The organism is Streptomyces sp. NPDC005281, assembly GCF_040607495.1.
Classification (GTDB): domain Bacteria; phylum Actinomycetota; class Actinomycetes; order Streptomycetales; family Streptomycetaceae; genus Streptomyces.
Map to the genome: position 1 here is coordinate 566,236 of NZ_JBEXGX010000001.1, position 17,825 is coordinate 584,060.

20 protein-coding genes are annotated in these 17,825 nt (G+C 70.8%); 7 read left to right on the forward strand and 13 right to left on the reverse strand.

Annotation, left to right across the window (positions count from 1 at the left end):
* Window positions 1–61: 61 nt before the first annotated feature.
* The 3 genes from ABZV42_RS02430 to ABZV42_RS02440 form a co-directional block, all read right to left on the reverse strand.
* Window positions 62–1,144, reverse strand: a complete 1,083-nt coding sequence (locus ABZV42_RS02430) for a hypothetical protein (protein ID WP_356050675.1) — start codon at window positions 1,142–1,144, stop codon at window positions 62–64.
* A complete protein-coding gene (locus tag ABZV42_RS02435) occupies window positions 1,141–2,016 on the reverse strand; it encodes a hypothetical protein (RefSeq protein ID WP_356050676.1) in 876 nt (291 codons plus the stop codon). The genes ABZV42_RS02430 and ABZV42_RS02435 overlap by 4 nt, the downstream gene beginning before the upstream one ends.
* A gap of 233 nt (window positions 2,017–2,249) precedes the next feature.
* Window positions 2,250–2,996, reverse strand: a complete 747-nt coding sequence (locus tag ABZV42_RS02440; protein WP_355983889.1) for a hypothetical protein — start codon at window positions 2,994–2,996, stop codon at window positions 2,250–2,252.
* Window positions 2,997–3,157: 161 nt separating this feature from the next.
* Here ABZV42_RS02440 and ABZV42_RS02445 point away from each other — a divergent pair, with 161 nt between their 5' ends.
* A complete protein-coding gene (locus tag ABZV42_RS02445) occupies window positions 3,158–3,520 on the forward strand; it encodes a DsrE family protein (RefSeq protein ID WP_355983890.1) in 363 nt (120 codons plus the stop codon).
* An 80-nt stretch (window positions 3,521–3,600) separates the two neighbouring features.
* Here the strand turns inward: ABZV42_RS02445 and ABZV42_RS02450 are convergent, their stop codons facing one another.
* From ABZV42_RS02450 to ABZV42_RS02490, 9 genes are all read right to left on the reverse strand, one after another.
* On the reverse strand, window positions 3,601–3,996 hold the full coding sequence (locus ABZV42_RS02450; RefSeq protein ID WP_355983891.1) for a VOC family protein: 396 nt from the start codon (window positions 3,994–3,996) through the stop codon (window positions 3,601–3,603).
* Window positions 3,997–4,011: 15 nt separating this feature from the next.
* Window positions 4,012–4,275 carry a DUF3099 domain-containing protein gene (locus tag ABZV42_RS02455; protein ID WP_355983892.1) on the reverse strand — a complete coding sequence of 88 codons (264 nt, stop codon included), beginning with the start codon at window positions 4,273–4,275 and terminating at the stop codon, window positions 4,012–4,014.
* Window positions 4,276–4,526: 251 nt separating this feature from the next.
* Window positions 4,527–4,814 carry a DUF1416 domain-containing protein gene (locus ABZV42_RS02460; protein ID WP_054232391.1) on the reverse strand — a complete coding sequence of 96 codons (288 nt, stop codon included), beginning with the start codon at window positions 4,812–4,814 and terminating at the stop codon, window positions 4,527–4,529.
* A gap of 30 nt (window positions 4,815–4,844) precedes the next feature.
* Window positions 4,845–5,690, reverse strand: a complete 846-nt coding sequence (locus tag ABZV42_RS02465; protein WP_355983893.1) for a sulfurtransferase — start codon at window positions 5,688–5,690, stop codon at window positions 4,845–4,847.
* A 148-nt stretch (window positions 5,691–5,838) separates the two neighbouring features.
* Window positions 5,839–5,919: a putative leader peptide gene (locus ABZV42_RS02470; protein ID WP_350310325.1), complete on the reverse strand. Its 81-nt coding sequence runs from the start codon at window positions 5,917–5,919 to the stop codon at window positions 5,839–5,841.
* Window positions 5,920–6,209: 290 nt separating this feature from the next.
* Window positions 6,210–6,953: a DUF2993 domain-containing protein gene (locus ABZV42_RS02475; protein ID WP_356050677.1), complete on the reverse strand. Its 744-nt coding sequence runs from the start codon at window positions 6,951–6,953 to the stop codon at window positions 6,210–6,212.
* Window positions 6,954–7,119: 166 nt separating this feature from the next.
* The gene (locus ABZV42_RS02480) at window positions 7,120–8,265 is read right to left on the reverse strand and encodes a hypothetical protein (RefSeq protein WP_356050678.1); all 1,146 of its coding nucleotides are present in this window, start codon (window positions 8,263–8,265) and stop codon (window positions 7,120–7,122) included.
* 8 nt (window positions 8,266–8,273) lie between these two features.
* Window positions 8,274–8,528 carry a MoaD/ThiS family protein gene (locus ABZV42_RS02485; RefSeq protein WP_355983896.1) on the reverse strand — a complete coding sequence of 85 codons (255 nt, stop codon included), beginning with the start codon at window positions 8,526–8,528 and terminating at the stop codon, window positions 8,274–8,276.
* Between the two features lie 65 nt (window positions 8,529–8,593).
* The gene (locus ABZV42_RS02490; RefSeq protein WP_355983897.1) at window positions 8,594–9,466 is read right to left on the reverse strand and encodes an alpha/beta fold hydrolase; all 873 of its coding nucleotides are present in this window, start codon (window positions 9,464–9,466) and stop codon (window positions 8,594–8,596) included.
* Between the two features lie 252 nt (window positions 9,467–9,718).
* Here ABZV42_RS02490 and ABZV42_RS02495 point away from each other — a divergent pair, with 252 nt between their 5' ends.
* Together ABZV42_RS02495 and ABZV42_RS02500 are read left to right on the forward strand one after the other, a co-directional pair.
* On the forward strand, window positions 9,719–10,537 hold the full coding sequence (locus ABZV42_RS02495) for a response regulator transcription factor (protein WP_356050679.1): 819 nt from the start codon (window positions 9,719–9,721) through the stop codon (window positions 10,535–10,537).
* Window positions 10,538–10,560: 23 nt separating this feature from the next.
* A complete protein-coding gene (locus ABZV42_RS02500; RefSeq protein ID WP_355983899.1) occupies window positions 10,561–11,583 on the forward strand; it encodes a LacI family DNA-binding transcriptional regulator in 1,023 nt (340 codons plus the stop codon).
* Window positions 11,584–11,766: 183 nt separating this feature from the next.
* Here ABZV42_RS02500 and ABZV42_RS02505 read toward each other — a convergent pair whose 3' ends face one another.
* Complete coding sequence (locus tag ABZV42_RS02505) at window positions 11,767–13,524, reverse strand: trypsin-like serine protease (RefSeq protein ID WP_355983900.1); 1,758 nt, start codon at window positions 13,522–13,524, stop codon at window positions 11,767–11,769.
* A 545-nt stretch (window positions 13,525–14,069) separates the two neighbouring features.
* Between ABZV42_RS02505 and ABZV42_RS02510 the strand changes: the two genes are divergently transcribed.
* The 4 genes from ABZV42_RS02510 (at window position 14,070) to ABZV42_RS02525 (ending at window position 17,749) form a co-directional block, all read left to right on the forward strand.
* Window positions 14,070–15,299: a trypsin-like peptidase domain-containing protein gene (locus tag ABZV42_RS02510; protein WP_356050680.1), complete on the forward strand. Its 1,230-nt coding sequence runs from the start codon at window positions 14,070–14,072 to the stop codon at window positions 15,297–15,299.
* A gap of 14 nt (window positions 15,300–15,313) precedes the next feature.
* Window positions 15,314–15,493 carry a hypothetical protein gene (locus ABZV42_RS02515; RefSeq protein WP_355983944.1) on the forward strand — a complete coding sequence of 60 codons (180 nt, stop codon included), beginning with the start codon at window positions 15,314–15,316 and terminating at the stop codon, window positions 15,491–15,493.
* A 79-nt stretch (window positions 15,494–15,572) separates the two neighbouring features.
* A complete protein-coding gene (locus ABZV42_RS02520) occupies window positions 15,573–16,304 on the forward strand; it encodes a response regulator transcription factor (RefSeq protein WP_355983902.1) in 732 nt (243 codons plus the stop codon).
* Window positions 16,304–17,749 (forward strand): HAMP domain-containing sensor histidine kinase, encoded by a 1,446-nt coding sequence (locus ABZV42_RS02525; protein ID WP_356050681.1) that lies wholly within the window; start codon window positions 16,304–16,306, stop codon window positions 17,747–17,749. Before ABZV42_RS02520 ends, ABZV42_RS02525 begins: the two co-directional genes overlap by 1 nt.
* Window positions 17,750–17,825 lie beyond the last annotated feature (76 nt).

The following is a 17,825-nucleotide window of genomic DNA, read 5'->3' on the forward strand; positions in this document are numbered from 1 at the left end:
CCAGCTTACGCGGCTGGGGCCCGGCCCTCTCTTTCAGGTGGGCCTTGTCGGGCCCTTCACCTCAGCCGAGCAGCTGGCTCTCCAGAACCACCGTCTGCTGGAAGGGGATCTCCGGCGCGGTGCCCTTGCGGGACTGCACGACGAGGGCGACGACGTCACCGGCCGCCAGATAGGCCTCACGGACGTGCTCGGCGCCGTACGGCTTGCTCTCCGTGTACGCGTACCGGTTGATCTGTTCGACCGCGGCCCGCTCGGGGAACGCCTCGTCCCGCTCCGTCAGGGCGGCACCGCGCAGCGCGAACGCCGCGGAGTCGTAGTTCGCCAGATCCCGGACGATCAGGTCCTCGGCGACGGTGTCGGTGTCGAACTGGAGCAGGAAGATCCGCGTGCGCGTGCCGTCCGCCGTGGTCCAGCCGCGGGCGGCGATGTGCCGCACGGCGTCGTCGGTCAGCAGTCTGCCGACCGACTCCCGGTCCCCCTTCGCCGCGTACTGCGCGAGGAAGTCCTTCCGCGCCAGCCAGCCGTCCTCGCCGCGCAGCGCCGCTTCGGCCTTCGCGCCCTTCGGGGCCGGGAGCAGCAGCTCGCGCAGGTCGGCGTAGTGCGCACCGGCCTTGTTCGAGTCGGCGAACGGTCCCGGGCTGCCGGACGGCAGCGGGGGCTTGACGATCGACGGATAGTCCCAGCGCCCGTCGGTCTGCGTCGCCAGACCGGGTACGTCGGTGCGCTCCATGCCGGTGATGCCGTACGCGGCCGCCGAGCCGACCGCCGCGAAGACCACGGTGGCGGCCGTCCAGCGCAGAACGGCACGCAGTACCCGGCCGTTCTTCTTGACCTTGGCCGGGGGCACCTGGCCCTCGACGGCGTCGGCCTGGCCCGCCACAGGGGCGGCGGCCGGCGGAGCCTCGGGCAGCGGAGGCACCACGACCTCCGGCCGGACCTGCGGCTCGGAAACTGGCTCGGGCTCGGGCTCGGCGGACTGCGGTTCGGATGCGGGCTCGGCCGACGCTTCGGCGGCCTTCGGCTCGGACTCCGGCTCGACAGGCTGCGACGCGACCGTGGGCTCGACGGGCTGCGACGCGACCGTGCGCGGATCGGATTCCGGCTCGGTCGCCTCGGCCGATATCTGGGTCGTCTGCTCGGTCATACCGCTTCCCCCGGCTCCTGGATACGGTCGAGCTGCTTGCGGATCAGCTGCGCGACCCCCTTGGTGTTCATCGGAGCGGCCGCGGACGCGGTCACGCTGACCAGCACGTCGCCCTTGTAGGCGGAGCAGATCATCGTGTCGAGCTTCTCCTTCTTGTTCTTGGGCGACAGGAAGCACTTGGCGTTCTTGTGGCCCTCGATCTTCGGTCCGGCACGGAAGATCTGGAGGGCGTCGAAGAACTGGTTCTGGAACGTCGACATGTTCCGGACGGCCCGCTTGTCCGCGATCTGGGCCAGCTCGATGTCGACGTCGTAGGCGCCGTCGCCCTTCAGCGCGGAGCCGATGTAGAGGTAGCTGCGCATCGCCATGCCCTTGGTGTGCTGCTCGTCGATCCGCTTCTCGATCTCGCGCCGCCGGGAACTGGGCAGGTCACGGACGGCCTCCTTGCGCAGGGCCTCGGCCTTGCCCCCGTTGAGCGCGGCCTCGGAGCCGAACTCGGCGATGTCCGGACCACGGTTCAGATCGGCGTCGTACGGCACGAGCATGGCGGCCAGCGACGTCGCGGGCTTGGCCGCCCGGACCGCGCCGCTCTTGGCCTTCGGGAACTTCCAGGAAGGCGCGCCCGCGTCACGGTCGGCGTCCCGCACGGTCACCACCGTGAAGGCGCCGCCCGCGATGACGGCACCGGTGAGCAGGACGGCACCGGCGACGGCGGCGATACGGCCACGGCGGACACGCTTCCTGCCCGGCGCGGGTACCGGTACGGGCTCCTCGGCCACCGTTTCCGCCACGACGGACACGGCCTCCGGCGCAGCCGGTTCCGACGCGACCACGTCGGACGCGGCGGGCTCGGACACGGCAGGCTCGGACACGGCAGGCTCGGACACAACCGGCTCAGACACAACCGGCTCGGACACAGTCGGCTCAGACACAACCGGCTCAGACACAACCGGCTCAGACACAACCGGCTCAGACACAACCGGCTCAGACACAACCGGCTCGGGAGAGGTCTGCTCGGGAGACGTCGGCTCGGACGCGGCCGGCTCCGGAGCGGGCTCGACGGGCTTCACCGGCACTGTGTCCTGCGGGTTCGCAGATTGCTCGTTCACAGCCGCTCCAACTGCCGCTTGGCCAGGTCCATGATCTTCGACTTCGGGATCGGCTTGGAGTCGTAGATCCAGATCTCCATGGCGATGTCACCGCGCGCGGCCGTCGCCCCCGCCCTGTACAGCGGCAGGTAGCCGGCCTTGTACTCGGGCTTGAAGAGATAGGCCATCCCGTCGCTCCCGCTGAAGACCGGCCAGCTGCGGGTGTTCCGCACGTCCCACGCGTGGGCCCGGCCGTGGGCGGTGAGGTCCTCCTCCTGGCGGTACTGCACCAGCCGGACCATGACGTTGCGGGTGGAGGTCTCGCTCCAGGTGACACCGACGGCCCGCCGGAACTGCTGCCCGGCGAGTTCCTTGTACTCCCGGTCCGCGTTCTTCAGATCGTCCGCGTAGCCGGCCATGTCCAGCCAACCGTCGGTCTCCGGCGCCCAGTCGGGCGCCTTGGTGCCCTTCGGCCGGGCGATCAGGAGCTTGCGCAGGTCGCCGTCCGTCTTCACCCGGTGGTCCTGGGCGGCGGACAGCGGTTCGGGACCGGGGCCCTTGGCCTGGGTCAGCACCGGCTGCGACAGCGAGGGCAGCCGAGTGGGCTCTCGGTGGGCCTGGATCAGAAATCCGGTGCAGGTACCGGCGACAAGACCGAGCACGGCGGCCGTGGCGATGAGCAGTGTCGTACGACCGCGCCGACGGGGCCGGGGTTCTGACGGCGCGTCCGGCGTCGTACCGGGATCGACAATCGGCACGTCCACGGACACGCTCGGTCTTTCCGGTTTTTCGGATCCTTCGGGTACTACCAAGACGTCCCCCCACAGAAGGTGAAGCACGGATTCCGTATCCGCGCACAGGAGACTCATGGTCCGCACACGGGGTTGCACGGACGTTGATCACGATTCGGATTACCATGGCGGCCATGGCGAACAAGCTCGTGATCAAGGTGACGGCGGGGGCCGACGCCCCGGAGCGCTGCTCACAGGCGTTCACCGTCGCCGCGGTGGCCGTGGCCAGTGGTGTGGAGGTCTCCCTCTGGCTCACCGGGGAGTCATCATGGTTCGCGCTGCCGGGCCGCGCCGCCGAGTTCGAGCTGCCGCACGCGGCGCCGCTGCCCGATCTGATCGACTCGGTCCTGGCGGCCGGGCGCATCACCTTGTGCACCCAGTGCGCGGCCCGGCGAGACATCACGGAGAAGGACGTCCTCGAGGGCGTACGGATCGCGGGTGCGCAGGTGTTCGTGCAGGAGGCGATGACGGACGGGACGCAGGCGCTGGTCTACTGACCGCCGCCGCATCCGCCGCATCCGCCGCATCGACCGCCGCCCGGCAAGGCCGAAGCCTTCCGCCGACGGCCTCCGTGCCGCTACTGACTCCGGCGGCGTCCCTTGCGCGTGTCCACCCAGAGGCAGAACGGGTGGCCCGCCGGGTCGAACAGCACCCGTACGTCCTCCTGGGGCTGATGCGCGGCGAGCCGGGCGCCCTGCTCCACGGCGTGGGCGGTCTCCTCGTCCAGGTCGTCGACCTCGATGTCGAGGTGGAGCATCATCCGCTGGTCGCCGGGGCCCGCGGGCCACACCGGCGGGACGTAGAGCGGCTCGGTCTCGAAGGCGAGCGCGGTCCCTCCGAACGGCGGGCCGATGAGCACCCAGTCGGGTTCCTCGGCCCTCACCTCGTACCCGAGCAGCCTCCGGTAGAAGTCGGCGAGTTCATGGGCGTCGGGCGCGTCGAGCACCACGGTGGACAACCTCGTTCGCGACATGACGCCTTTCCGCTTCTACTGCTGCCGCCGCTTCTTGCCGTCCAGCTCGTCCCACCACTCGTCGGACTTCGGGTCACCGGACGGGTCGTCCCACCATCGGTCCTCGGGCCCCCGCCGGTTGGCCACCATCGCGGCCACCGGCGGAATCAGCATGGCCACCACGCACATGGCGACGGCCGCGGGAACCGACCACAGCCGTACGACTGCCCAGGCGAGGACGAACAGCACGATGCACGTCCCCATCATGGCGAAATACAGATGACGCCTGCGCGCGTACATACCACCAGCGTAGGCCCGGACAACCCGTACGGCGCAGTGCCGACGGGGTCCGGACGGCGCCGGGGCACGGGGCGGGAAGGGCCCGGCGGGCAGAGCGCGCGTCGCACGAGCGAGGCGTGGTCGCGCGGCCGAACCGAAGGGCCGCGCGGGCAAGCCGAAGGGCCGCACCCCGATCCGGTAAGCGTCCAACCCCCGGGGGTGCGGCCCTTCGGCCGTTCGTTCGACCGCCGTCATCGACGGCGGTCCGCCGTTCAGACGGCGATCGCGACCTCGGCGAGGCCGCCGGTCTGGGCGACGACCGTGCGGTCGGCGGTGCCACCGGGGACCAGCGCGCGGACGGTCCAGGTGCCCTCGGCCGCGTAGAAGCGGAACTGGCCCGTCGCGGAGGTGGGCACCTCCGCCGTGAACTCGCCGGTCGAGTCCAGCAGACGGACGTAGCCCGTCACCGGCTCGCCGTCGCGGGTCACCTGACCCTGGATCGTGGTCTCACCGGGCTTGATCGTCGAGGCGTCGGGGCCGCCGGCCTTCGCTCCACACATATTTCGATTCCGTCCTTCAGGCCTTGGGGGTTACTTGTTGGCGCCGAGCTCGATCGGCACGCCGACCAGGGAGCCGTACTCGGTCCAGGAGCCGTCGTAGTTCTTGACGTTCTGCACGCCGAGGAGCTCGTGCAGCACGAACCAGGTGAGCGCGGAACGCTCACCGATGCGGCAGTAGGCGATCGTGTCCTTGGCGAGGTCGACCTGCTCGGCGGCGTAGAGCTCCTTGAGCTCGTCGTCCGACTTGAAGGTGCCATCGTCGTTGGCGTTCTTCGACCACGGGATGTTGCGGGCGCTCGGGACGTGGCCCGGACGCTGCGACTGCTCCTGCGGCAGGTGCGCCGGGGCGAGCAGCTTGCCGCTGAACTCGTCGGGCGACCGGACGTCGACCAGGTTCTGCGAGCCGATCGCGGCGACGACGTCGTCACGGAAGGCGCGGATGGAGGCGTCCTGGGCCTTGGCCTTGTACGCGGTGGCGGCGCGCTCGGGGATCTGCGAGCCGTCGACCAGGTCGCGGGAGTCGAGCTCCCACTTCTTGCGGCCGCCGTCGAGCAGCTTCACGTTCTCGTGGCCGTAGAGCTTGAAGTACCAGTAGGCGTAGGACGCGAACCAGTTGTTGTTACCGCCGTAGAGGACGACCAGCGTGTCGTTGCCGATGCCCTTCGACGAGAGGAGCTTCTCGAAGCCCTCCTGGTCGATGAAGTCACGGCGGACCGGGTCCTGGAGGTCCTTGGTCCAGTCGATCCGGATGGCGTTCTTGATGTGGTTCTTCTCGTACGCCGACGTGTCCTCGTCGACCTCGACGACTGCCACGTTCGGGTCGTCCAGGTGATCCTGGACCCAATCGGCGTCTACCAGGACGTCGCTGCGGCTCATGCTCGTTCTCCTCCGGGGCAGTTGCGGCGGGGTGGTGCGTTGGAGAGGCTGCGCGGTGCTGCATGCCGGTGAGGGATGCGCGGCGCAATGGTGGCCCGGACGAGAGAGGTCCAGGGGCCCGGCTCGCGGAAGACGGGAACGCTTCCGCTCAGAAGGTGCGACAGAGCATGGCGGCGACGCGGCACAGGTCTACTGCCCGCCGCTTCGTGAGGTCCGCCTGTCGCTTCATGGGTCCGATCGTAGGGACGGACAGGCGGGCATGTCACCGGCGTGTCGGATGCTGAGACGCGATCGTCCGCATAGTGAAACGGAAGCACCGCCGGGGCCCACCCCGCACGGATTCCGAGGGCCGGTCCGGTCGCCGGCCCGGCAGTGCATCTGCGGTACGGACGAGGCCGTCTCGCCCTTCGGACAGTCACCCCTCCGGGGCCGCTCTCCGCCGCTCCCGCGCAGGCACGCTCACACCCACCCGGCCCTGACCACCGGCACGCATCGGCCCCCGCGGTCCGGTCGGGCCTTCTACCCGACCAGCCGGACGTCCGAACCCTTCACCGAGATCTCGACACCGTCCGGGGCCGCCTCGACCTTGTCGAGCTTGATGCCGCCGGGCAGCTGTTCGATCTTCTGCTGGAAGTCGGTGATCGAGCGGATCCGGCCCTCGGCGAGCTGGACGCCCAGCTTGGGCAGGGAATCCGCGTGGACCTTCACGGTGTCGCCGGAGACGGTCACGGAGCTGAGCACCGAGAGCGACTTGGACGCCTTGGAGCCGGGGAGGGTCACCGCGACGGCGACCTTGACCTTGCCGTTGCCGCCGTCGGAGAGGCCCGTGACCTGGGTCTTGATGCCGAACCCGACATCCAGGGGCTCGGGCTTGGCGGCCTTCAGCAGCTCGGCGTACGAGATCGACGCGGTGCCGGTGGCACTGCCCGCGGTGGCGGAGCTGTAGTCACCGCTGAAGGCGACGCCGTGCATCTCGGCGTTGAGGTCGTCGATGCGGATGGTGCCCGCGGAGGAACCCGTGCCGCCCGTCGACGCCTCGTAGTTCTTGATGCCGACCTTCACGTCGTCGAGTTCGCCGGAGACGACCTGAGTGAGGAACGGAAAGCCCCCGATGGACACGTCGGGGGTGGACGCGAGGCCCTCGGTGCTCTTGATCCGGCCTGCCGCCTCGTCCTCCGCGAACCCGACCGCCACCCGGTCGGCGAGCACGAACAGTCCGCCCAGAACGACTAACAGAATCAGGGATATTCGCAGTGCGCGCATGCTCGTTGTTCCCCCACCTGGGACGGCCGTCCGGACGGCCGAGCGGCCACCGAACGCGAGCCTAACCCCGAAGGGCCCCCGGATCGGGGGCCCTTCGAAGTGGTTGTCGATCACCTGTGACGATTCGGCGCGGCCGGACGGCCGGACTCCTCCGCCCGCGGGCCGGTCAGCCCAGCGCGCGGCCCAGCAGGTAGACCGCCGGAGCGGCGGCGGCCAGCGGCAGCGCCACGCCCGCGGTGAAGTGCACGAAGCGGGACGGGTAGTCGTAGCTCGCCACCCGGTGCCCGATCAGGGCGCACACACCCGCGCCGAGGCCGAGGAAGGCGCCCTGGGTACCCAGGTCCGTCATCTTGCCGACCGCGATGCCGGCACCGGCGGCGGCCAGCAGCGCGACGGCCACGGAGGCCGCCGTGGGCAGCGGCAGCGCGCGGGCCAGGATCGCCGCGGCGACCGCGGCCGCGCCCACCGTGACGGCGTCCGGTTCGGCCGCCAGATGCCCGGCCGCGATGATCGCCAGTGCCGCGGAGACGACGGTCGCCATCAGGCCGTACATCCGGGTGTCCGGGTCCGCGTGGCTGCGCAGCTGGAGCACGAGGGTCAGCAGGACCCACACGCCGAGAGTGCCGAGGATCGCGGCGGGCGCGTTCTCCCGGCCGGCCGCGAGCAGCGCCACGTCGGCGGTCACCGCGCCCAGGAACGCCAGGGCGATGCCCTGCCGGGCGGGCCACATCCCGTTGAGCCGGAACCAGCCCGCCGCGGTGACGGCCTGGAGCAGGACGAGCGGGACGACGAGCGCGTACTGGCCGATCGCCGCCGTCCCGGAGAGCAGCAGCGCCAAGCCCGCCGTCAGCGCCGCGGGCTGGATCCCGGGCTCGATGACCGGCGAGCGGCCCTCGGCGCGGGCGAGCTGCGCGTCGGTCATCCGGCTCTGGCCGGTGACCGTCGCGGGCCCGTAGGCGACGTCGGTCCCGTCCGCGTTCTCGGGCAGGGTCCCGCCGTCACGCGCCGGACCGTCGGCGGCGGGAGCGTGCTGCGGGTTCCAGGGCTGCGCCGGGGCCTTTGGCGGCAGGGCCGTGCCCGCGGCGGCGCCGTACCCCTGCCGGGGCTCGTCGTAGGTCTGGTAGCCCTGCGGCGGCAGGTACGAGGGGTCGGCCTCCTGGACCGGCGTCTGCGCCTGGGTCTCCCAGGTGCGCCCCTCCCACTGCTGGGTGTGCTGCGGCCAGTCCGCCCCCTGCTGGGGCTCCTGGTGCTGCTTGGGCTGTTGATACGGGTCGTATCCCTCGCGGCGACCCTCGTACGGCTGGTTGCTCATCGTCTCGCTCACCCTCCTGCGAACGGCGGGAGCACCTCGACCGTGCCGCCCTCGGCCAGCCGTACCGTCTCATGCCCGCGGGTCCCCACGGGATCACCGTCGATCAGGAACGAGCATCGCCGCAGGACGCGGACGAATTCGCCGGGGTGTCGTCCACGGGCCGCGTCCAGTGCCTCGGCGAGCGTGCCGGCGTCGTACGGCTCGTCGCCGACGCCTGCCGCGGCCTTGGCGGCGGCCCAGTAACGCACCGTGCCCTTTGCCATCTCGTTCCTCAATCAGCGATCTGGTGTGTGGTGTCCGCGCACCTGTTTGCGTGAACCCCGCCAGGCTAGCCCGCGTGCGCGGCGCCCCAGTCCCCGATACGGGTGAGCAGGTCGTCGGCGGCGGCGTTCTCGGCGTGCCCCATGCCGTGCTCCAGCCACAGCTCGGCGTGGCCGCCCGAGGCCTCGGCCAGCATGCGCGGGTGGTCGACCGGGAAATAGCCGTCCCGGTCGCCGTGGACAACGAGGAGCGGGGTCGGCGCGATGTACGGGACGCACTCGACCGGGGACGCCGGCACCGGATCCCAGTCACGGTGGTGGATACGGGTCCGCAGACCGACCCGGCCCACGATCCGGCCTCCCGGACGGGTCACGAGCCAGTGCACCCGCCGCATGGGGGCCGTACCCCGGTAGTACCAACGGGCCGGCGCGCTCACCGAAACCACCGCGTCCGTACGCGCCTCCGTGCGCCCCATGTGCTCCGGCTCACCACTCGCGGGTCCCGGGCCCTTCTCCCCATAGAGCGCGGCGTGCCGCAGCACCACCGAGCCGCCCATCGAGAAGCCGACGGTCACGATCCGGGTGTGCCCGAGTTCACGCGCCCAGGCGACCGCCGCCGCCAGGTCGAGGACCTCGCGGTCGCCGACCGTGGACCGGCCGCCCGATGCGCCGTGACCACGGAAGGAGAAGGTGACCACCGCCCCGCGGCGGGCGAGGACACCGGCCGCCCGGCGGACGTGCGGACGGTCCAGATCACCCGTGAATCCGTGTGCGACGATGAACGCAAGGTCACCGGACGACTCCGTTCCGAAGTCGTGGGCCGCGTCGATCTCCACCCCGTCGGCCGTACGCAGAAACCTCCGCAGGGGGGTGCGCATCGCCGTCTCAAGGCGTGGACTTTCGAAGGATCGCGTCACGTGACCTGCCGGACCTGGGCTCATGTGGGCTATTCTGCTGGGCATGAGGACTCGGGCAGAGTAGCCCCCGGGTCCTTTTGTGCTTTCAAAAGCGTTGTATACGAAGCGGGAAACCGCAGGTGTACGGCCTTCAAAGGCACAGCGGATCCCCGGCGCTTGGGAACCGCAGGTACAGGGCAGTGCCGTAAACGTCCTCGCAGGGACCGAGGAGGAACCAGACGTTATGGGCGAGCGAACCGTGCACGACCGCAGGACGACCCAGGCGGGTGAGGCTCGATGAGCTCTCTCCTGCTCCTGACCAACGCCCTTCAGCCGTCGACGGAGGTGCTTCCCGCTCTCGGCCTGCTGCTGCACAACGTGCGCGTGGCTCCGGCGGAGGGCCCGGCCCTCGTCGACACCCCGGGTGCCGACGTCATCCTGATCGACGGGCGACGTGACCTCCCGCAGGTCCGCAGCCTGTGCCAGCTGCTGCGCTCCACGGGACCCGGCTGTCCGCTGGTCCTCGTGGTGACCGAGGGCGGCCTCGCGGCCGTCACGGCCGACTGGGGCATCGACGACGTCCTCCTCGACACCGCCGGTCCGGCCGAGGTCGAGGCACGTCTGCGGCTCGCGATGGGCCGCCAGCAGATCGTCAACGACGACTCCCCGATGGAGATCCGCAACGGCGACCTCTCCGTCGACGAGGCGACGTACAGCGCCAAGCTCAAGGGCCGGGTGCTCGACCTCACCTTCAAGGAGTTCGAGCTCCTGAAGTACCTCGCGCAGCACCCGGGCCGCGTCTTCACGCGCGCCCAGCTGCTCCAGGAGGTCTGGGGCTATGACTACTTCGGCGGTACGCGCACGGTCGACGTCCACGTACGGCGTCTGCGCGCGAAGCTCGGGCCCGAGCACGAGTCGCTGATCGGGACGGTCCGGAACGTCGGTTATCGATTCGTTACGCCGGAGAAGGTGGATCGCGCCGCGGACACCGCGAAGGCCAAGGCGGCCCAGCCAAAGCCGGATGATGCGGACGAGACGGCGCACCTGGACGGGACCGCTCCCACGCAGGCCTCCGCGCAGCCCCAAGAAGCCGCCGTACGCCCTGCCCAGAGGTAGGTCCATCCGCGTAGACTCCGCGCGTGGCCAAGGTGACTAGGGATGATGTGGCGCGACTGGCGGGTACTTCCACCGCCGTCGTCAGTTATGTCATCAACAACGGACCCCGGCCGGTCGCCCCGGCCACGCGCGAGCGCGTTCTCGCCGCGATCAAGGAGCTGGGGTACCGGCCCGACCGGGTCGCCCAGGCCATGGCCTCGCGGAAGACCGAGCTCATAGGTCTGATCGTGCCGGACGCGCGCCAGCCCTTCTTCGGGGAGATGGCGCACGCGGTCGAACAGGCCGCCGCCGAGCGCGGGAAAATGGTTCTGGTCGGCAACTCCGACTACATCGCCGAGCGCGAGGTGCACTACCTGCGCGCCTTCCTCGGCATGCGGGTCTCGGGACTGATCCTGGTCAGCCACGCGCTGAACGACCACGCGGCCGCCGAGATCGACGCCTGGGACGCCCGTGTGGTGCTGCTGCACGAGCGCCCCGAGGCGATCGACGACGTGGCGGTCGTCACGGACGACATAGGGGGCGCCCAGCTCGCCACCCGGCACCTTCTGGAGCACGGGTACGAGTACGTGGCCTGTCTCGGCGGTACGGCCGAGACGCCCGCCGTCGGCGACCCCGTCTCCGACCACGTCGAGGGCTGGCGGCGCGCCATGCAGGAGGCCGGCAAGCCGACCGAGGGACGCCTCTTCGAGGCCCCGTACAACCGGTACGACGCCTACAAGGTCGGCCTCGAACTGCTCGCCGGACCACACCGGCCGCCAGCGATCTTCTGCTCCACCGACGACCAGGCGATCGGTGTCCTGCGCGCCGCGCGCGAGCTGCGCATCGACGTACCCGGGCAGCTGGCGGTCGCGGGGTTCGACGACGTCAAGGAAGCGGCCCTGACCGACCCTCCTCTGACAACGATCGCATCGGACCGCTCGGCGATGGCCCGCGCGGCCGTGGACCTCGTCCTGGACGACGGACTGCGGGTGCCCGGCTCCCGCCGTGAGCGGCTGAAGCTGTTCCCCTCCCGCCTGGTGCTACGCCAGTCCTGCGGCTGCGAGTAGGACCTCCGGACCCGCGGTCCTCCGGACCCGCGGTCCTCGGGACCAGCGGTCCCGCGGGCGCGAGCAGGCCCTTCCGGGCCGGCCCGCCGCCCCTCCCCCTGTTCCCGAAGACGACAGCGGAGATCCCCGCGCCCCTGAGGGGGACGCGGGGATCTTCGTGTGCCGATCCGGGTCCGGCGGGACCTAGAACAGCAGGTTGTACTGGTTGAAGCCGGTGCCGAGGCTCTTGCGGGTGCCGAAGAGGCTGCTGGACGCCTTGCCGGTGCCGGGGTAGAGCCAGAGCGTGCCGCCCGAGTCGCGGGCGACGACGTCGGCGATACCGTCACCGGTCACGTCGCCGTTGGCCACGTTCGAGGTGAAGTTCCAGCCCGTGCGAGCCTGGACGCGAGCGGAGAACGGGGTCTTCTCGACCTGCGTGCCCCGGTACAGGTACAGGACGCCGGAGCTGTTGCGGGCCAGCAGGTCGGCGCGGCCGTCGCCGGACAGGTCGCCATGACCGAAGATCTTGACGTTCTTCCACGCCTTGTCGACGATCTTGACGCGGCCGTAGAACTGGCCGGTGCCCTTGCCCGGGTAGAGGTAGACCGAACCGTCGGAGTCCACCGCGACCAGGTCGGGGCGGGCGTCACCGGTCAGGTCGCCGGGGATGGCGTACGACTTGTAGCCGCCCCACACCGAGCTGATCTGCATCCACTCGAACTCGCCCGAGCTGTGGTTCATGTAGCTGCGGTAGAGCTTGCCGTCGCCCTTGTCCCGCATGATCAGGTCCTGGTAGAAGTCCCGGTCCAGATCGGCCTGGAGGACCCAGCTCGCGTTCTGCCAGCCGTTGCCCTGGTAGGCGCGGGCCGCGAGCGAGGTGCCCTTGCTGTCCTGCTCGAACAGACCGCCCGAGGGCGTGCGCTCCAGCAGGTCGGCACGGCCGTCGAAGGTCAGGTCCGCGTCGTCGATACGGGGCTGGGCCGCCCAGGTGTACGAGGACACCTTGGTGAACACCGGGTAGGCGCCCTTGGCGGTGCAGCCGGAGACACCCCACGAGACGATGCCGACGATCTTGCCGCCGACCATCACCGGACCGCCGGAGTCACCGTTGCACGGGCTCTTGGTGCCCTCGTCGACACCGGTCGCCGGGGTGCCCGCGCAGAACATCGAGCCCTCGACGAAGTCGTCCTCGCCGAGGACGGTGTTCATCGCGCTGTTGCACGTCGAGTCGGAGACCAGCGGCAGGGTGACCTTGCGCAGGTTCGCCGACAGGTCGGCGTCCGCGGCGCCCGAGGTCAGGCCCCAGCCGTAGACGGTGGCGGAGTTGCCGGCCTTGTACGAGGCGCTGTCGCCCGCGGAGACCAGCTTGGCCCACTGCTGCTCCAGCGGGCGGTCCAGGGTGAGGACCGCTACGTCGTTCTGGAGGGTCGAGCCGTCGAAGTGCGGGTGGTTCCACTGGCGGTAGACGCCCGCGACGGTGCCGTTGGTGGTGTCCAGCAGACCGGTGGCACCGGCGACGACCGCGCCGTTGTCCGCCCAGTCCAGACCCGCGACGCAGTGGGCCGCCGTCAGGACCTTGTTCGGCGCGACGAGGGTGCCGCCGCAGAAGTAGCCCGTCTGCGCCGTGCTGTCGTAGTAGGAGAGCTGGACCATCCACGGCGCGGAGGAGATCGTCGTCTCGCTGCCGCCGATGATGAACGGCGTCTTCTTGGGCGCGGTGTCGGGGGTCGCCTGGGTCTTGGCGGCCTCGACGACGCGGTGGCGCAGAACCTTGTCGGAGACGGTCGGCGCGGGGGCCGCCGCGGACTGGGCGACGGACGCGTCGGGCAGTCCGGCCGGGTCACCGGCCGCGGTGGCGGGCTGTGCCGCGAAGGCGCCGGCGCAGGTCAGCGCCAGCGCGAGAGCGGCCGTCGGCAACGCCGTGGCGGGGCGTCTCCAGCGGTCGCGCAGGACAGGTATCACTCAGGACTCCTGGTGTGGGTGCGTATGCCGTGTTCTCGTCAGAGGCCGAGAAGGGCGTACGACGCACCGGCCCGACCGTCGACGGCAATCGCTTGCATCGACATCGGGCGTAACCGCGGAGCCCCCCTCCGGCCCGGGAATCGTAGGCCCCACCGATCCCCCGGAACACTGCCTCCACAGCGGTCGGAAGAGTGTTCGTCCCCGGCGTTCCGGGACATCACCCGGGCGCAACCCGCCGTTTCCCGTAGCCGGACGTGAGCACACCCGGTGCGCATGCGGATGCGCTGCGGGAGCACGGCCTGACCGCCCGGCGGAGCGGCGGCGGGGACGCCGGACCGCCCTTCTGAGCATGCGGATGCGCTTCGACAGCGCGGCCTGACCGCCCGGCGGAACGGCGGCGGGGACGCACAGGCGGTTCGCAGGCTGCCCGCAGGGCGTCCTCAGCCGACTCGCAGGAAGCGTCTTTATATCGGGCATACGAGGTTCTGTCGGGCTTCTCAGGGGCCACTCAGGGAGCTCTCATGATCGAGGGACAGTCTTTTTTCATGACCGAGAGCTTCCGCCGCAGCGGCGAGTACCCCCAGGGCGACCACCACGGGTCCGCGTACCCCGAGCAGCAGTCGCATCCCTCCTCCCCCGTGAACCCCGAGTGGCCCCCGCCGCCGGCGTACGACCCGGCCGGGCCGGTGCACGTCGAGCCGGGCACCACCGTGTGGCCGGGCTCCGGTCATCAAGGCAACGGCGGGGACGGCGGCCACGGCCCCGGCCCGTACGCCGGCTACCCCGAACCCGACCCCGCCGGTTCCACCGCGGCGTTCGCCACGGTGGCCCCCGGCCATCCGGAACCCCCGGCCCCCGGCACGGGCGCCCCCACCGCCAGGCGGCGAGCCAAGGGTCCGTTCGCGCTGCTCGCCGCCGTGGCGATCGTCGCCGCGGCGATCGGCGGGGGCACCGCCTACGCCTTCCAGGAGCTGACCGGCAGCGACACCGCCGCCTCCAGCAGCAGCACCAGCACGAACGTGGTGCCCACCAGCCGGCGCGGCACGGTCTCCGGCGTCGCCAAGGCGGTCAGCCCGAGCATCGTCGAGATCGGCGCGACCTCGAGCGCGGGCTCGTCCACCGGCTCGGGCGTGATCATCACGACCGGCGGCGAGATCGTCACCAACAACCACGTCGTCTCGGGCGCCTCCGCGATCAAGGTCCAGCTGAACAACGGCAAGTCGTACACCGCGAAGGTCGTCGGCACCGACAGCAAGAAGGACCTCGCGCTGATCAAGCTGGAGAACGCGCCGTCCGGTCTGAAGCCGGCCACGCTCGGCGACTCCGACGGCATCCAGGTCGGTGACCAGGTCGTCGCCATCGGCTCCCCCGAAGGCCTGACCGGCACCGTCACCAGCGGCATCGTCTCGGCCCTCGACCGTGACGTGACCGTCTCCACCGACGAGAGCCAGGGCCAGCAGCAACAGCAGGGCGGCGGCAGCGGCCAGTGGCCGTTCGAGTTCGGCGGCCGGCAGTTCAACGGAGACACCGGCTCCTCCACCACGACGTACAAGGCCCTCCAGACCGACGCCTCGCTCAACCCGGGCAACTCCGGCGGCGCGCTCATCGACATGAACGGCAACATCGTCGGCATCAACTCCGCGATGTACTCCGCCGCTTCGGACTCCTCGTCCTCCTCGTCGAGCGCGGGCAGCGTCGGCCTCGGCTTCGCCATCCCGATCAACACCGTCAAGTCCGACCTCGCCACGCTGCGGGCCGGCGGTTCCGACAGCTGACCACGGAGGTCGCCATGATGATCAAGCGCGTCCCGCACGCCGCAGGCGCCGGCGGCCCGGCCGGACTCGGCCTCGCCCTGAAGGTCGCCCGCGAGCTGCACCCGCCCGTGCGGCGGGCCCCGGAACTGGCCCCCGCCGTCTCCCGGCCCAAGCAGAACCGCGCCTCCGGCCGCCGCCTTACCGTACGAAGCTGATCCATTCCGGGACAGCCAGGAACGTGCGAGGCTGAAAGCACCCGATCACGCCCCATCCCACCCGAGGAACCCGACACCCATGAGCTCCGCCGAAGGCGACCGTGACACCCAGCGCATCCTGATCGTCGACGACGAGCCGGCCGTGCGCGACGCACTCAAGCGCAGCCTCGCCTTCGAGGGGTACGACACGGAGGTCGCGGTCGACGGCGCGGACGCCCTGGAGAAGGCGACGGCCTACCAGCCCGACCTGGTCGTCCTCGACATCCAGATGCCCCGCATGGACGGCCTCACCGCGGCCCGCCGGATGCGCGGCGCGGGCACCACCACGCCGATCCTGATGCTGACGGCCCGTGACACGGTGGGCGACCGGGTCACGGGGCTGGACGCCGGGGCGGACGACTACCTCGTCAAGCCCTTCGAGCTCGACGAACTCTTCGCCCGCATCCGCGCGTTGCTGCGCCGCACCTCGTACGCGGCCTCGGCGGGAGCCGTCGTCGAGGACGACGCGCTGACCTTCGGCGACCTGCGCATGGACCTGTCGACGCGCGAGGTCACCCGTGCGGGGCGCCCGGTGGAGCTCACCCGCACGGAGTTCACCCTGCTGGAGATGTTCCTGGCCCACCCGCGCCAGGTCCTCACCCGCGAACAGATCCTGAAGGCCGTCTGGGGCTTCGACTTCGAGCCGTCGTCGAACTCCCTCGACGTCTACGTCATGTACCTGCGCCGCAAGACGGAGGCGGGCGGCGAACCGCGCCTGGTCCACACGGTGCGGGGCGTGGGGTATGTGCTGCGGTCGGGCGGCGCGGAGTGATGCGCAGATTCAGATCGCTGCCCCTGCGTTCACGGCTGGCCCTGCTGGTGGCGGCGGCGGTGGCGTTCGCGGTGGCGGCGGTTTCGGTGACGTGCTGGTTCATCGTCCAGGGCAAGCTGTACCACCAGGTCGACACTCAGCTCGGCGGTGCGGCCTTCAGGCTGAACGGGCCCGAGGTCACGGCGCTGCTGGCGACCTGCCCGAAGCACGTGGACGACACGACCGACATCATGCGCCCCAGGGACTACTACGTACAGCTGGTCAAACCGAACGGCACCGCCTGTGTGTTCGACAGCTCCGCGGGTGTCGTGAAGACCACGGCACAGGACAAGAACATCGCCGCGAACCCCGGTCGGGGCACGCAGTCGTTCCACAACACCACGGACGCGGACGGCAACGACGTACGGGTCCGGACCACGCCCCTGCTGGTAGGAGGATTCGGCCCCGGCGCCCAGCTCTATCCGGACGTGGCGCTGACCATCGGCATATCGCTTCGGGACACCCAGAAGACCCTCAACGACCTCGCCCTCGTGCTCCTGCTCGTCGGCGGCATCGGAGTCGTCGGCGCCGGGGCCGCCGGACTCTGGGTCGCGCGGGCCGGGCTTCGGCCGGTCGACAAGCTCACGGACGCCGTGGAGCACGTCGCCCGCACCGAGGACCTGACCATCCGCATCCCCGTGGACGAGGAGAGCGACGACGAGATCGCCCGGCTCTCCCGTTCCTTCAACTCGATGACCGCCTCCCTCGCGAGCTCGCGCGAGGTGCAGCAGCAGCTCATCGCCGACGCCGGACACGAGCTGCGGACACCGCTCACCTCCCTGCGCACGAACATCGAACTCCTCACCCGGAGCGAGGAGATCGGCCGTCCGATCCCCCCGGCGGACCGCAAGGCGCTGCTCGCCTCGGTGACGGCGCAGATGACCGAGCTCGCCGCGCTGATCGGCGACCTCCAGACGCTGTCGCGTTCGGACGCCGGACACCCGGCCGACCGGGTGGAGGTCGTGGCACTCCAGGACGCCGTGGAAGCGGCCCTGCGCAGGGTCCGGCTGCGCGGACCGGAGCTGACGATCACGGCCGATCTGGAGCCCTGGTTCGTCCGGGCGGAGCCCTCCGCCCTGGAGCGGGCGATCGTGAACATCCTCGACAACGCGGTGAAGTTCAGCCCCGCGGGCGGCACGATCGACGTCCTGCTGAAGAACGGGGAGCTGACCGTGCGCGACCACGGCCCCGGCATCCCGGGCGACGAACTCCCGCACGTCTTCGACCGCTTCTGGCGCTCCCCGGACGCGCGGGCCCTGCCCGGCTCGGGCCTCGGTCTGTCCATCGTGGCCCGAACGGTCCAGCAGTGCGGCGGCGAGGTGGCGCTGCACCCCGCGGAGGGCGGCGGCACGATCGCGGCCGTGCGGCTTCCGGGTGCTCCGACCGCCCCGCCCGACACACCCTGACCGGCTCTCCTTCGCGAGCGAGCTCCCACCCGGCCACGGGTGGGGGCTCGCTCGTCCTCGGCCTGCGGCCCGGTAG

Coding starts and splice junctions, on each gene's coding strand:
- ABZV42_RS02430 (WP_356050675.1), bottom strand. CDS start 1,144: ATGACCGAGCAGACGACCCAGATATCGGCCGAGGCGACCGAGCCGGAA.
- ABZV42_RS02445 (WP_355983890.1), top strand. CDS start 3,158: ATGGCGAACAAGCTCGTGATCAAGGTGACGGCGGGGGCCGACGCCCCG.
- ABZV42_RS02450 (WP_355983891.1), bottom strand. CDS start 3,996: ATGTCGCGAACGAGGTTGTCCACCGTGGTGCTCGACGCGCCCGACGCC.
- ABZV42_RS02455 (WP_355983892.1), bottom strand. CDS start 4,275: ATGTACGCGCGCAGGCGTCATCTGTATTTCGCCATGATGGGGACGTGC.
- ABZV42_RS02460 (WP_054232391.1), bottom strand. CDS start 4,814: ATGTGTGGAGCGAAGGCCGGCGGCCCCGACGCCTCGACGATCAAGCCC.
- ABZV42_RS02465 (WP_355983893.1), bottom strand. CDS start 5,690: ATGAGCCGCAGCGACGTCCTGGTAGACGCCGATTGGGTCCAGGATCAC.
- ABZV42_RS02470 (WP_350310325.1), bottom strand. CDS start 5,919: ATGAAGCGACAGGCGGACCTCACGAAGCGGCGGGCAGTAGACCTGTGC.
- ABZV42_RS02475 (WP_356050677.1), bottom strand. CDS start 6,953: ATGCGCGCACTGCGAATATCCCTGATTCTGTTAGTCGTTCTGGGCGGA.
- ABZV42_RS02480 (WP_356050678.1), bottom strand. CDS start 8,265: ATGAGCAACCAGCCGTACGAGGGTCGCCGCGAGGGATACGACCCGTAT.
- ABZV42_RS02485 (WP_355983896.1), bottom strand. CDS start 8,528: ATGGCAAAGGGCACGGTGCGTTACTGGGCCGCCGCCAAGGCCGCGGCA.
- ABZV42_RS02490 (WP_355983897.1), bottom strand. CDS start 9,466: ATGAGCCCAGGTCCGGCAGGTCACGTGACGCGATCCTTCGAAAGTCCA.
- ABZV42_RS02495 (WP_356050679.1), top strand. CDS start 9,719: ATGAGCTCTCTCCTGCTCCTGACCAACGCCCTTCAGCCGTCGACGGAG.
- ABZV42_RS02510 (WP_356050680.1), top strand. CDS start 14,070: ATGACCGAGAGCTTCCGCCGCAGCGGCGAGTACCCCCAGGGCGACCAC.
- ABZV42_RS02515 (WP_355983944.1), top strand. CDS start 15,314: ATGATGATCAAGCGCGTCCCGCACGCCGCAGGCGCCGGCGGCCCGGCC.
- ABZV42_RS02520 (WP_355983902.1), top strand. CDS start 15,573: ATGAGCTCCGCCGAAGGCGACCGTGACACCCAGCGCATCCTGATCGTC.
- ABZV42_RS02525 (WP_356050681.1), top strand. CDS start 16,304: ATGCGCAGATTCAGATCGCTGCCCCTGCGTTCACGGCTGGCCCTGCTG.